Annotated in this window: 11 protein-coding genes; all 11 read right to left on the bottom strand. The window is 64.9% G+C overall.

Annotation, left to right across the window (positions count from 1 at the left end):
* Nucleotides 1-86: 86 nt before the first annotated feature.
* Entirely contained in the window at nucleotides 87-632 is a 546-nt protein-coding gene (locus tag LSO07_RS10180; protein WP_034786386.1) for a TIGR00730 family Rossman fold protein, read from the bottom strand.
* Nucleotides 633-643: 11 nt separating this feature from the next.
* Nucleotides 644-1,417: a hypothetical protein gene (locus tag LSO07_RS10175; protein ID WP_151093696.1), complete on the bottom strand. Its 774-nt coding sequence runs from the start codon at nucleotides 1,415-1,417 to the stop codon at nucleotides 644-646.
* A gap of 41 nt (nucleotides 1,418-1,458) precedes the next feature.
* Nucleotides 1,459-2,130 carry a TetR/AcrR family transcriptional regulator gene (locus tag LSO07_RS10170; protein WP_034786204.1) on the bottom strand — a complete coding sequence of 224 codons (672 nt, stop codon included), beginning with the start codon at nucleotides 2,128-2,130 and terminating at the stop codon, nucleotides 1,459-1,461.
* A gap of 138 nt (nucleotides 2,131-2,268) precedes the next feature.
* Nucleotides 2,269-2,886 (bottom strand): phasin family protein, encoded by a 618-nt coding sequence (locus tag LSO07_RS10165; RefSeq protein ID WP_151093694.1) that lies wholly within the window; start codon nucleotides 2,884-2,886, stop codon nucleotides 2,269-2,271.
* Nucleotides 2,887-3,021: 135 nt separating this feature from the next.
* The gene (locus LSO07_RS10160) at nucleotides 3,022-6,660 is read right to left on the bottom strand and encodes an EAL domain-containing protein (RefSeq protein WP_151093691.1); all 3,639 of its coding nucleotides are present in this window, start codon (nucleotides 6,658-6,660) and stop codon (nucleotides 3,022-3,024) included.
* A 301-nt stretch (nucleotides 6,661-6,961) separates the two neighbouring features.
* On the bottom strand, nucleotides 6,962-7,921 hold the full coding sequence (locus LSO07_RS10155) for an esterase/lipase family protein (protein WP_151093689.1): 960 nt from the start codon (nucleotides 7,919-7,921) through the stop codon (nucleotides 6,962-6,964).
* On the bottom strand, nucleotides 7,918-9,552 hold the full coding sequence (locus LSO07_RS10150; RefSeq protein WP_151093687.1) for a GMC family oxidoreductase: 1,635 nt from the start codon (nucleotides 9,550-9,552) through the stop codon (nucleotides 7,918-7,920). Before LSO07_RS10150 ends, LSO07_RS10155 begins: the two co-directional genes overlap by 4 nt.
* Nucleotides 9,553-9,559: 7 nt before the next feature.
* Nucleotides 9,560-10,081: a hypothetical protein gene (locus LSO07_RS10145; RefSeq protein WP_034786226.1), complete on the bottom strand. Its 522-nt coding sequence runs from the start codon at nucleotides 10,079-10,081 to the stop codon at nucleotides 9,560-9,562.
* A gap of 76 nt (nucleotides 10,082-10,157) precedes the next feature.
* Nucleotides 10,158-11,363, bottom strand: coding sequence for an MFS transporter (locus tag LSO07_RS10140; protein ID WP_225317238.1), 1,206 nt, complete (start codon nucleotides 11,361-11,363; stop codon nucleotides 10,158-10,160).
* Between the two features lie 90 nt (nucleotides 11,364-11,453).
* Nucleotides 11,454-12,356, bottom strand: coding sequence for a LysR substrate-binding domain-containing protein (locus LSO07_RS10135; protein WP_151093685.1), 903 nt, complete (start codon nucleotides 12,354-12,356; stop codon nucleotides 11,454-11,456).
* A complete protein-coding gene (locus LSO07_RS10130; RefSeq protein WP_070278661.1) occupies nucleotides 12,353-13,117 on the bottom strand; it encodes an RNA methyltransferase in 765 nt (254 codons plus the stop codon). Before LSO07_RS10130 ends, LSO07_RS10135 begins: the two co-directional genes overlap by 4 nt.
* Between the last annotated feature and the right edge of the window lie 69 nt (nucleotides 13,118-13,186).

The following is a 13,186-nucleotide window of genomic DNA, read 5'->3' as shown; positions in this document are numbered from 1 at the left end:
GAGCGCGATCAATTTTCCCGTGTGGAAATAAAAAAAGCCATGCACTGCGCAGTGCATGGCTCCCTGTCAATTTCTATGAAGAAAGATTAAGGCGCGCACTCCTTCAGACGCTGCACCAGCGCGGCAGGATCGGCGTCGGCATTCAGGAACGCCGCGTGCTGCGGGCGGATAAAGCCCTGTTCCTTGCCGTTTTGCACGAAAGCGATCAAGCCATCATAGAAACGGTCGACATTGAGCAAGCCGATGGGTTTGGCGTGCAAGCCCAGCTGGGCCCACGTGAGCATCTCGAACAGCTCTTCCAGGGTGCCATAGCCGCCGGGCATGGCGATGAAGGCGTCAGACAGGCTGGCCATCATCGCCTTGCGCTCATGCATGTCCTTCACGATGAACTGGCGCGTCAAGCCCGTGTGGCCCACTTCGCGCTCGACCAGCTGGGTGGGAATCACGCCCGTCACTTCGCCGCCCAGGCGCAGCACTTCATCGGCGATCACGCCCATCAGGCCCACCTTGCCACCCCCATATACGAGCGAGATATTTTCCGCCACCAGCACGCGCGCCAGTTCGCGCGCCGCCACGGCATAGTCCGGCGAGACGCCCGCATTGGCGCCACAGTACACACATAAAGCCTTGATCACAGTAATCCCTACCCTTTCAATTCATCGATCGCCGCCTCGACCTCGAGGCGCTCCTTGGCGTCCAGTGCCTCGCACTCGGCCGCCTTTTCATACAATGCCAGCGCTTCCGCCAGCTTTTTCTTTCCGTCGAGCATGTTCAAGGCGCGCGCATATTCGCTATGCGCCAGCGCCGAATACGGCGTCAGGGCCAGTGCCGTCTTGAAGTGCTGATAGCCGTCTTCCTTGTTGGCGCCGTAGGTCAGGCTGCCTATCATGGCGCCGACCTTGTCGATAATTTCCGTATGATAAATCCCAAACGCGATATGCGCTTCCGCATGCATGGGCGCCACCGTCATCGTGCGGTCCAGGCTGTTGCGCACGCGCGCGCCCATGCCCTGCGCCAGGGCCTTGACGACGGACGTGCCCAGCGCATAACGGCCCAGGCTGTAGGCATGCCAGTAGTAGCCGGCCGGATTGTCCGGCTGCTCGCTCTGCTGGCGCTCGCAGCGCTCCGCGACTTCTTCGTACATGTCGAGTTTCCGGCTGTCGTCCACTTCCAGGTGCGTGGCGTAGATGCAGGTCGCCTTGTGCGCCACCGCATAACCGGGCACGCCGACGGCCAGGCCCAGCTTCACGGCGCGCTCGAAGTCGCCCGCATGGAAGGCCAGCCAGGCTTGCACCAGCGCAGAGTGCGTGGGAAAGGGTTCCACGTCGCCCGCATGCAGACGCGGCCAGGCCGCTTCCAGGGTTTGCGGCGTGTAGACATATGCCTCGTCCGGATAGGGGAATTGTTTCCAAGCCATATATCTCTCCTGTAAATAGCGACGTGGCGCCAGCAGCCGCGTCAGTCGTTCTTGAGTTTCGTCACGTACTCTTCCGACAGTTTGCGAAACAGCAAATGCGTTTCATTGCGCAGATACGGGCCGATCAGGGACAGCACCTGGTAGCAGCCGCGCGCCAGCGCATCGGACATCGATTGCTGCTCGCTGTACTTGCGCGGGTTGCGCACATACTCGTACGACAGCCAGTAGGTGGCGACAACCACCATATTCGTCGCCATCGCAGCAATTTCCATGTCCGACGCTTCCAGCGACTGTTCGCTGCGCAAGTCTTCGCACAGCTGTGTGGCCACCTTGATCTTGTGCGCCAGGATCAGCTTGAAGTGCAATTCCAGTTTGCGGTTGCGCGACAGCAAATCATTGAGGTCACGATAGAAAAAGCGGTAGCGCCAGATCAGTTCGAACATCAGGTGCAAATACAGCCAGACATCCTCGATATTCGAGCGGCGACCGTCGGGCACGGTCAGGATGCGTTCGATTTCCGCCTCGAACTGGACGAAGATCGAATTGACGATGTCGTCCTTGTTACGGAAGTGGTAATACAGGTTGCCGGGCGAAATGTTCATCTCTTCGGCAATCACGGTCGTCGTGATATTCGGCTCACCAAACTCATTGAACAGGCGCAGCGACAACTCCAGGATGCGTTCGCGGGTACGGCGTGGTGCTTTTTGTAGCATGGCGGGCAATCTCTCTGTGTTCTACCTCAAGCATACCACCTAAAATAGCCATAATGAAACACTCCGCCCCTGGCCGTCGGCGAAAAACGCAGGCAAAAAAAAGCCTGCGCGAGCAGGCTGGAGGAATGCGGCGCCAGCTCAGGCGGCCGGCGCTTTTTTCTTCGCCGCCGGTCTCGCCGCCGGTTTGCTCAGCGGCTTGCTCACCGGTTTGGCTGCGGCGCGCGGCGCGGCCCTGGCTGCCGGCTTGGCCGTGGCCTTGGCGACGGCCGTTTTCGGTGCGGTTTTTGGCGCGGTTTTCGGTGCGGCTTTCGGCGCCGCCTTCACGGCGGGCTTGGCCGCAGCCTTCGGCCTGGGCGCCGGCGCGGCCTTGGCCGACAGCGCCGCCACTTGCCGGCTCAAGGCATCGATCTGCGCGTGCAGCGCGGCGAGGTCCTGTTGCGTGGGCACGCCGATGGTGGCCAGGGCGCGCGCGACGCGCTCTTCAAACACCTGTTCCAGCTTGTCCCAGGAGCCGCTGGCCTGCTTGCCCACGCCATCGGCCAGCTTGCTGACACTGTCGCTGACACCGGCCACCTTGTCTTCGGCGCGCTTCTGGAATTCCGTGCCTTCCTTTACCAGCTTGGAAAACACTCGCCCGCCCTCTTCCTGCGCCTTGGCAAAGGCACCGAGGCCCGCTTGCCAGATCTGCTGCGCGGACGAGCGCACGGCGCTTGCCAATTCCTTGTCTTCCGTCGGTTCCTTCAATTTCTTCACCATCGCCAGCTCCCGTCATGTGAAAGGCCATGCCACTTCATGGATACATTTTATTCTAGTGAGCAAAACTAGAGACGGGGGTCTAATTCGATAGAAAGCGGCTGCTCAACGTGCGCCAGCGCACGCGGCGGCCGGAACCTAGGCCGCCGCCTTCACCTGGCCATGCAGCAGCTTGTGCAGGCGGAAGCCTTCGCGGATATTCTCGCGCAGCACGGCGCCTTTCCACGGCTTGGTATAGAAGCGGTCGACGGCGCCGCGGTTGATGGCCGCCATGATGGGCGTCAGGTCGGCAAAGGCCGACAGCATGATGCGGAAGGTGTCGGGACACAGGTGCTTGACCCGCTCCATGAATTCGGTGCCGCTCATGAGCGGCATGCACTGGTCGCACAGGATCACCTGCACCTTGTGGCGCGCCAGGATGTCGAAGCCTTCGGCGGCCGTCTGCGCCGTGAGGATGCGGTAGCCGTCCTGCGCCAGGAAGTCGCTGAGCACGTCGAGCATGAAGACGTCGTCGTCGACGATCAGCAAGGTTTGCTGCTCTTCGCCACCGGCATCCTGTGGCGCCTGCAACAGCTTGCCACCCATCAGCATCTGTTCGAATTCCTCGTGCGGCACGGGACGGCTGAAGTAATAACCCTGCATCTCGTCGCAGCCGTGGCGCCGCAAATAGGCCAGCTGCGCATCGTTTTCCACGCCTTCGGCGATCACTTCCAGCTTCATGCTGTGCGCCATGCTGATAATGGCCAGCACGATGGCCGCGTCGTCCGGATTGCTGGTCACTTCGCGCACGAAGGCGATATCGATCTTCAGCTTGTCGATGGGGAAGCGCTTCAGGTAGGCCAGGCTGGAATAGCCGGTGCCGAAATCGTCGATGGAAATCTGGATGCCCAGCGCCTTCAGGTTGCGCAGCACGGCGATGGTTTCCTCGGCATTCGACATGAGCGAGCTTTCCGTCAGCTCCAGCTCCAGCAGCTCGGGCGCGATATCGTATTTGCGGATCGCCTTGAGCACCTCCTCTTCCAGGCCGCCGACGAAAAACTGGATACCCGACACGTTGACCGACAGGTGCACGGGCCCGATGCTGCTGGCGCCCCATTCGCTGATCTTCCGGCACGCTTCGTCGAGCACCCAGTTACCGACGCGCACGATCAGCCCCGTTTCTTCCAGCAGGGGAATGAACAGGGCTGGCGAGACCATGCCGTGGCCGGGGCGGCGCCAGCGTATCAGCGCCTCGGCGCCGCTGATGCGTCCCGAGATGATATTCACCTTGGGCTGGAAGAACAGCACGAATTCCTCGTTGTCGATGGCGCGCCGCAGGGCGTTTTCCATGTCCAGCCGCGCCATCGACTGCGCATTCATTTCCGCCGTGAAGAAGCGGAAGGCGTCGCGGCCCGCTTCCTTGGCGCGGTACATGGCCGTGTCGGCATATTGAATCAGCGTGTCCGCATCGATGCCATCGTCCGGGTACACGGATATGCCGATGCTGACCGTCACCGTCACCTCGTGGCCCTGCAAGTCGAAGGGCTTGCGCATCGCCTCGCGGATCTTGTCGACCACGCCCACGGCATGCTGGGCGCCATCGGGCAGTACCAGGATGGTGGCAAATTCATCGCCGCCAAAGCGGCCGATGGTATCGCGCACGCGCAGGCAATCGACGAGGCGGCTGGAAAACTGGCGCAGCAGATCGTCGCCGATGGTGTGGCCCAGGGTATCGTTGATATTCTTGAAGCGGTCGATATCCATGAACAGCACGGCCACGGCCCACTGGTGCTCGGACGCCTGGGTCAGCGAATGGGTCAGCGAGGCGTAGAACTGGCTGCGGTTCGGCAAGCCCGTCAAGGTATCGAAATGCGCCAGCTTCATCAGGCGGTGCTCGGCATCCTTGCGCTCGGTGATGTCGCGCGCCACGGCCACCAGGATCCAGCTCTGCCCCGAGCGCAGGGTACGCCGCTGCACTTCCACCGACAGCGGCGAACCGTCCTTGCGCTGCAGCTGCAATTCCGTCATCGGGCCGCCCTGGTCGCCGGCCAGCAGCTTGTTGTACAGCTCTTCCAGCTGGGATTCGCCCTCGTGCGCGCGGCCCGGCCCCACGCGCAGAAAATCCTCGCGCTCGAAACCAAGCATGCGGCAAGCCGTCTGGTTGACGTCGACGAAGCACATGCCGGCGCGGTCGACGAGGAAAATCGCGTCGGCCGTGGCATCCATCGCCAGGCGGAAGCGGCGCAAGTCTTCATCGAGGCGGATGCGCGCCGCCATGTCCAGGGTCAGCTGCTCATGGTGGCGCTTGATCTCGTCGTACAGCAGCAGGTTGTCGTAGGCGACGGCGATCTGCGCCGCCACCGTGGCGGCGACGCGCTCGTCGACTTCGGAAAATTCATTCGCGCCCAGCTTGTCGACCAGGTACAGCCAGCCGTGGCTGCGCTCGCGCGAGGCGATGGCCACGCCCAGAAAGGAATGCACGGGCGGGTGCGTGTCGGGCAAGCCCAGCGCGCCGGGGTCGCCCTTCAAGCCGTTGACCCGGTAGGGCTGGCGCTGTTCCAGCAAGCGGTTCAGGATGCCCGTGCGCGGTGTGCTGGCGATGCGATCGAGGTTTTTCTCGGCGCCGCACGAGGAAAAATAGCTGAGCTTTTCGGCGCCCTCTTCCAGCATGCCGATGCAGGCGTACTTGGAGACGCAGATATTCTGCGCCACCTTGCAGCCCGCCTCGATCAGGGCGCGCGGATCGCGTTCGGCGCCCAGCTCGATGCCCAGTTCGATCAGGGCCGTGAGGCGCAGGCTGACGGCCTGCAGGCTCGACAGCGAGCGCGACAGGCGCTCCGTCATGACGCCCAGGTCTTCGGGGATGACGGCCTGGCCCTCGCGCTGGCCGGCCAGCTGCGAAATCTGCAGGCTGCTCGATTCGAGTTCGTCGAGGTAGCCGCTGACCTGGTGCTCGATGCCGGCCAGCTTGCCCGTGGCGGGAGGCGCCGCACCGCCGCTGATCTCCGGCGCAGCCGGCACCTGGGCCGCCGCCGGCATCAGTCCCAGCGCCTCGTTTACGGTGCGCACGATGACTTCGGGGTCGGACGGCTTGGGCAGCACCCAGCGCACGCCGCACGCCTGCGCCAGCAAGATCGCTTCCTGCTCGCGGTAGGTGGCCGTATAGAAAATGATGGGCACGTCGGCCAGCACGGGATCGGCATGCACGCGCGTGACGAATTCGTAGCCGTCCATGTTCGGCATGAGGATGTCGGAAATGATCAGGTCCGGCCGCTCCGTGCGCAGGATTTCCAGCGCATCGGCGCCATTCGCCGCTTCCAGCAGGCGGTGGCCGCCGTAACCGAGCAAAGCGGTCAGGAATTCGCGGTTCAGCACATGATCATCGACGATCAGGATGGTGGCTATGTCGTTTTTAACTGGCGTCGACGGCGCCCCGGGTAAAAAAGATTCCAGCTCCGCGACGAACAGGTCGGGCTCGATCGGCTTGCCGATGTAGCCATTGAAACCCGCTTCGAGCAGACGTTCGCGGTCGCCCACCATGGCCAGCGCCGTCACGGCCAGGGCCGGGATATTGCGCAGCTGCGGATCTTTCTTCAGCTCGGCCACCACGCCATAGCCATCGAGCTTGGGCAAATGCACGTCGCAAATGATCAAGTCCGGCAATTCGCTGCGCGCCATGCGCACGCCCTCTTCGCCGTCATAGGCGGCCAGCGGCGTGTACCCGAAGGCACGCAGCAAATACACCATCAATTCCATATTGGTGGCGTTATCTTCAATAATCAGGATACGTGCGGACAATTAGCGCCCCCAATAAAAACTGCATGGACTCATTTTCTGCCTGCGTTCAACTTTTCGCATGCGCGGGCTACATAACAATCCTACAATATCTTGCCATAGATCCTGAGAAAAATCTGGCCGCCGGACGTCTGCAGAACGGCGCAAGCGGCCTCAGGAACAATTTTTCCCGCTGCCCTTCTGACCTTAGCTTAATACAGTACGCCAGCGGAAAACAGCATTATCTGCCCATGGCGTTGTTAAACAGGGGCAACAGCAGAGTCAAAACAGACAGTCTTGCCATGCAGACAAAACACAACAGGAGTCAGGAAAAATGCGGGCAAGACGGAGGCTGGGCGACTTCGTTCTTGATAGTGATTTCTTCCAGCAACTGACGCAGCACGCGCGCATCGCTGGCCAGCGCCACGTGGCCGATGCCGCCGAAGGCCAGATTGCGCGCGCCGGGCAGCTGCGCGGACGACTGCGGCGCGACGATATTGTCGTGATGCGAGTACATCGAGGTGATCAGGGCGCGCGTTGCCGGCGTCTCGCTGGCGGCCAGCTGCGCCAGCCAGGCGTCCGGAGCGCCATGGATACGGCTCATCTGCCGGGCATTCGCGCCTGCAGCCAGGTTGGCCAGCGCCGTGCCGTGGTGCGGCGTGCCGATGGTGATGATGCGGGCGACACGCCGCGCGCCATGCCGGCGCAGCCAGGCGCGCGCCACCAGGCCGCCCATGCTGTGGGCGACGAGAATCACGCGATCGCTGCCCGTGCGGGCGCGCAGCGCCTCGATGGCCTGCTCCACCTGCGGCACGCAATCCTCGATGTCGGCGACGATGGGTTCCAGGTCGACAGCGTCATGCGCGACGCCGGCCCGCGCCAGCTGGCGGCTCAGTTGCGCCCAGTAGCCGCGGTTGCACACATAGCCGTGGATCAGCAGCACCGGCAAGCCCCGGGAAGCCGTGGCGGCGTCCAGCGCATGCAGGCGCGGACGCAGCATGCCCCATGACGAAGCCCACAGGGTGGCGCGCAGTTCGCCCAGGAACAGCCGCGCGGCACCCCGCACACCCAATTGATATTCCTGTGGCACGGGGCTACCCAGCCGCCGGCTCTGCCAAAAATTGCGCGCCACGACCAGCGCGCGCACGGCCAGCAGCATGGCCAGCGCCAGCAACACGGCCTGCACCGGCGAAGCCACGCCCCACGCCTGCATGGCCAGGTACGCCAACCCCAGCACGGCCAGCAGCTGCAGCAGCATCAGCCACTTGAGTATGCGTGCGATCATGCCGGCGCTGGAACGGGCACCGGCGCCGGTTTGCCCGTCAGCTCCCGCGCCAGGCCGCTGGCCAGGCGCGCGGCCAGCGCATACAGCGTCAATTGCGGATTGGCGCCTATCGACGTGGGCAGCAGCGAGCCGTCGTGTACGGACAAATTGCGCACGCCGTGGTAGCGGCCATCGGCACCCGCCACGCCCAGGCGCGCATCGTCCGACATGGCGCAGCCGCCCATCACGTGGGCCGACACCACCCGCGCCAGCAGCACCTTCATCGGCAAATCGCCGATGGCCTGCTTCGCCTGCGCCCAGCTGGTGTAATGGCTGGCCATTTCATGCACGGGATAGACACTTTTCGCGCCGGCGGCGAACTGGATTTCCGCCATCGACAGCAGCGCGCGCCGCACGCCATCCCACATAAAAGGCGTGAGCGGATAGTCGAGCACGGGCGCGCCGAAGCTGTCGATCGATACCGTGCCGCCCGCCGAATCATGGTGAAAGCCGTCGCGCAGCAGGGCCAGCAAGCCATGCGCATGGGGGAATTCGCGCATGGTGCGCGTGTGTTCATCGCCGAAACCGCCCATGGTGGTGGCCATCAGCAGCGGATGCAGCGGCGGCGCTTCGAGCTTGTAGCCGATGGGACCATCGATGGGCGCCGCGTGCAGGAAATGGTCGGAATAAATCGTCTGGGGCGCGCCCGCATAGGCGTCGACGCGCTGCGGGAACAGGCCCGCCGAGATCACCGTCGGATGCAGGAAGGTGCGCCGCCCCAGCAAGCCATGCGGATCCGGCGCCTGCGAGCGCAACAGCAGCGCCGGCGAATTGATGGCGCCGCCGGCCAGCACGAAGTGTCTGGCGCGCAGCGTGAGGCGCACGCCCGTCGGCACCTGCCCGGCGGCGTCGAGCGCCGTCACCTGCAGGCTGTCGATGCGCTCGCCCTTGAAGCTGAAACGCTCGGCGCGCGCATGCACGAGCAGGCCCGCGCCCAGCGCCAGCGCCGACGGGATCGTCGTCACCAGCATCGACTGCTTGGCGTTGGTCGGGCAGCCCATGCCGCAGTAGCCGAGGTTCCAGCAGCCGTTCACGTTGCGCCGGATGGCAGCCGTGGGAATGCCCAGCGCCGTGGCGCCACGGCGCAATAAGTCGTTGTTTTCATTGGGCGGCGCGGCCCAGTCGCTCACGTGCAGGCGCTTTTCCATCATGGCGAACCACGGCGCCATGGCATCGACGGAATAGCCGGACAAGCCAAAATGCTTGCGCCAGTATTCGAGGGTGCCGGGCGGCGTGCGGAAGCTCGAGGTCCAGTTGACGGTGGTCGAACCGCCCACGGTGCGCCCCTGCAGGATATTGATCGCCTTGTCGCGCGTCTTGCGCGCGGCCGATTCCTGGTACAGCGCGGGATAGGCGTCCGCTTCGCGCATCTTGAAGTCTTGCGAGGACTTCAAGCCGCCCTCTTCGACGATCAGCACTTTGAGGCCGGCCAGCGCGAGGATTTCCGCCGTCACGCCGCCGCCGGCGCCGCTGCCGATGATGACCACGTCGGCTTCCAGCGTACGGTCGGCGGCCACGGTGCTGGCGTCGGTGACGTTCCAGCCGCTGGCCACGCCGATGGCGATGGGGTCAAGAATGGGAGATGTGCTCATGGATGCCTTATGCGCTCAGTTCGGGCAGCGGCCCCGGATAGCCGATGGCGGCCCAGTGGGCGGCATCGGCATACCAGGCGCCGAGGATCAGATCGTGCAGGGCCAGGTAGGCCGTCTGCAAGGTGGCCAGGCGGTGCGTGCGCCACGACTGCAGAAAGGCGGCCACCTGGGCAGGATCGGCTTCGCGCCAGCCGCCATGCACGCCGGCGACGAAGCGCCGCGCGGGTGCCAGCGCCAGCAGGCCAAACAGGTCCTGCACTTCCTGCTGCGCCGCCAGGGGCAAGCCACGGATGGCCGTATCCACGCCGGCGATGGCGCCATCGAGCGCCGCAGCCCGCGCGGGGGCTTCCCGCGGCAGCGCGCTGCCCAGCATGGCCGGCACGATGGCCGCCAGCGCCGCGCGCGCCGCGCCATCGAGGACGAAGCGGCCTGGTGGCGCCGGCCCGCGCACCAGGCGATAGGCCGCCCCTCCGGCGGCCAGCGCGCAGGCGCCGAGCACACCCAGTTTCAGAAACGATCTGCGTTGCATACCCCTGTCCCCTTGTTTTATACCGCCTTTTGCAGGCCAGTGTACGCCAAAGGCAGTGGGCGCTTGAACGCAAAAACTAGAGCGGAGAGTCTAGTTTTTGCGCCTGAACCCATAGCAACAGCATGGCCAGCAGCGCCGCCAGCGCGCCGCCGATGGCAATGCTGGGCAAGCCGAAGGCGACGATCAGCGCACCTCCCAGCGCGCCGCCAAAGGCCGTGCCCGCATTGAAGGCGGCGATATTCAGGCCCGCCGCCACGGCGTCGCTGCCCGGGCAATGCCGTTGCGCCAGGCGTAGCAGCCGCATGGTGGACAGGGTGACGAGGGCAAAGAACAGCAAGCCCAAAGTGCCGCACAGGGCCAGCATGGCCAGGGGCCAAGCGCGCAGCAGATAAAACCCCAGCAGATTGAGCGCCAGCGCGGCCAGGGCCAGCACGGTGGAGCGCAGCGCGTGGGGGCGGTCGGCGCACCAGCCGCCCAGCAGGTTGCCGCCGATGGCGCACACGCCAAAGCACAGCATGGCGGCGCCCAGCCAGCCCGCATCGAGCCCGCCCAGCTGCAGCAGGAAAGGCGAGACATACGTGAAAAAGCTGAAGGTAGCCACGCTGACCAGCGCCGCCACGCCGGCCGCCAGCAGCAGGGGCGGCTGCAGGATGGCGCGCAGGCTGGCCAGCGCCGATACGGCGGCGGCCTGCTGGCGCGCGGCCGGCATGGCCAAGCGCAGGCCGGCGCCGCCGCACAGGGCCAGCACGCCGATGGCCGCGAAAACCCAGCGCCACGACGAGACGGCGCCCAGCCACGTCCCCAGCGGCACGCCGCCGGCCAGCGCCAGGGTCAGGCCCAGCCAGACGATGGACAGCGCGCGTCCCGCGCGGGACGGGTCGACCAGGCTGGTGGCCGCATGCGACGCCACCGCCATGAAGACGCCATGCGCGAGGCCGACGGCAAAGCGCACCCCCAGCAGCGCGCCCAGCGCTGGCGCGGCCGCCATGGCCACGCTGCCGGCCGCCAGCACGAGCATGGTGGCCACCAGCACCTGGCGCACGGGCCGGCGCGCCAGCATGGCCGTCAGGATGGGCGCGCCGATGGCCGCCCCCAGCGCGTACGCGGCGATGGCGCCGCCGGCCGCCGCCACGCTGGCGTGCAAGTCGCGCGCCATGGGGGTCAACAGGCCGGCGGCGATGAATTCGCACAAGCCGAAGGCAAAGCTGCACAGGGAGAGCAGGTAAATGGAGAGTGGCAGCGTGGCGGACGGCAGCACTGTGCGCGAGGACATGGTGGACATGGCAGTTCCTGACAATCAAAACGCCATGCTGCCCCCTCGTTCACCGTCTGTAAAATATCTTATTTATCTTGAAACGAGACTTTGAAAGTCTCAATAGGCGGAAAAGTGCCGCAGCTGCGCCAGCAGCCGCTCGCGCACGGGAGACGTGCGCTGCGGATCCCACGCCATGTACAGGTCAAGCTGGCGCAACGGTTCGGGCGCGCTGCTTGCCAGCGGCAGCATGACGACGCCCGCTGGCGCGCAGGCGGCCAGGCTGGCGGGCAGCAGGGCCACGCCAAAACCGGCAGCTACCAGTCCCAGCACCGTTTGCAAACGGCGCGCCTGCTGCGCCACGCGCGGCACGAAGCCCGCGTGCAGGCACAGGCTGGCCAGCTGGTCGTGGAAACCCTGGCCCAGGTCGCGCGGCGAAGCGACGAAATCGTCGCCGGCCAGGTCCGCCAGATCCACGCGCGCCTGGCCCGCGCAGCGGTGGTTCGACGGCAGCGCGATCACGATGTCTTCGCCGGACAGGCGCTCGAAGCGCAAGCCCGGCGTGCTGCGTCCCGGCGCGCGCAGCAGGGCGATATCGACCTCGCCTTTTTCCAGCCACTCGACCTGCTGCTGCGTCGACGCTTCGCGCAAGGTGAACTGCACGGCGGGCGAAGCGGCGCGAAACGCGCGCAAGGCATTCAATACGTGGGCATACGGCGTGATGTGGATAAAGCTCAGGCGCAAGTGGCCCTCGATGCCCTGCGCCACGCGGCGCGTGGCCGCCACGCCCTCTTCCAGGCTGGCCAGCACCTGGCGCGCCGTGACCAGGAAAGCCATGCCGGCCGGCGTCAGGCTGACCTTGCGGTTCGTGCGCTCGAATACGGGATAGCCGAGCGCTTCTTCCAGCCGCAATATCGCCTGCGACAAAGGCGGCTGCGCCATGTGCAGCCGCTCGGCCGCGCGGCGGAAATTGAGTTCCTCGGCGACGGCGATGAACTGGCGCAGCAGCCGGGTCTCTATCATGGACCTTTTTTCGCTACCGCCAGGATATGCCGCGCGATGCCGCGCAGGATATTGACTTCTTCCGTTTCCAGCCCCGTGCGCGAAAACAGGCGTTTCAGCCTTGGCATGAGTTTTTTCGGGTTGTCCGCGTCGAGGAAGTCGATGGCCACCAGCGCCTGCTCCAGATGCGCGTACATGCCGTCGACCTGCGCCAGGCTGGCCGCGTCGCCATGGAAACCGACGGGACTGGCGATCTGCCCGTCGCCGAGGGCAGCCACGCGGCATTCATAGGCGACGACCTGCGCCGCCTGCGACAGGTTCAGCGAGGAATACTCGGGGTTGGCGGGGATGTTGATCAGCACATTGCACTGCTCGACGATCTCGTTGGGCAAGCCGAAGCGCTCGTTGCCGAAGATGACGGCTGCGTGCAAGTCGTCGCTGGCCGCCAGCTGGGCCGCGATGGCGCGCGGGGCCGTGACGGGCGGAGAAAATTCGCGCAGGCGGGCTGAGACGGCCGCCGCGTAATTGCAGCCTTCGAGCGCCTCGGCGATGGAGCCGACGATGCGCGCGCCGGACAGGATATCCTGCGCGCCGCTGGCGAAGGCCACCGCTTCCGCGTCCGTCAAGGCATCGGGAAAGCGGGGATTGACCAGCACCAGATCGGAAAAACCCATCGTTTTCATGGCCCGCGCGACGGCGCCAATGTTGCCAGAGCGACTAGTTTCGACAAGAATAAATCGCAGGCGTTTGAAAAGAGACGTGTTGATTTCGGGCAGATTCATTTAAAATAGCGCTATTGCGCGGTATCGATACAGGAAATTTCGGGAAACGGAGTCACAAAACGCTGACTC

The sequence above is a fragment of the Janthinobacterium sp. PLB04 genome (assembly GCF_021165895.1).
In the GTDB taxonomy this organism is placed as follows: domain Bacteria; phylum Pseudomonadota; class Gammaproteobacteria; order Burkholderiales; family Burkholderiaceae_D; genus Janthinobacterium; species Janthinobacterium lividum.
Note: the sequence above shows the minus strand (reverse complement) of the source record. Positions and strands in the feature narration are given on the sequence as shown.

Excerpts from the sequence above, each read along its gene's own strand:
- LSO07_RS10175 (WP_151093696.1), bottom strand. The coding sequence starts at position 1,417 with ATGGCTTGGAAACAATTCCCCTATCCGGACGAGGCATATGTCTACACG.
- LSO07_RS10170 (WP_034786204.1), bottom strand. The coding sequence starts at position 2,130 with ATGCTACAAAAAGCACCACGCCGTACCCGCGAACGCATCCTGGAGTTG.
- LSO07_RS10165 (WP_151093694.1), bottom strand. The coding sequence starts at position 2,886 with ATGGTGAAGAAATTGAAGGAACCGACGGAAGACAAGGAATTGGCAAGC.
- LSO07_RS10155 (WP_151093689.1), bottom strand. The coding sequence starts at position 7,921 with ATGATCGCACGCATACTCAAGTGGCTGATGCTGCTGCAGCTGCTGGCC.
- LSO07_RS10150 (WP_151093687.1), bottom strand. The coding sequence starts at position 9,552 with ATGAGCACATCTCCCATTCTTGACCCCATCGCCATCGGCGTGGCCAGC.
- LSO07_RS10145 (WP_034786226.1), bottom strand. The coding sequence starts at position 10,081 with ATGCAACGCAGATCGTTTCTGAAACTGGGTGTGCTCGGCGCCTGCGCG.
- LSO07_RS10140 (WP_225317238.1), bottom strand. The coding sequence starts at position 11,363 with ATGTCCACCATGTCCTCGCGCACAGTGCTGCCGTCCGCCACGCTGCCA.
- LSO07_RS10135 (WP_151093685.1), bottom strand. The coding sequence starts at position 12,356 with ATGATAGAGACCCGGCTGCTGCGCCAGTTCATCGCCGTCGCCGAGGAA.
- LSO07_RS10130 (WP_070278661.1), bottom strand. The coding sequence starts at position 13,117 with ATGAATCTGCCCGAAATCAACACGTCTCTTTTCAAACGCCTGCGATTT.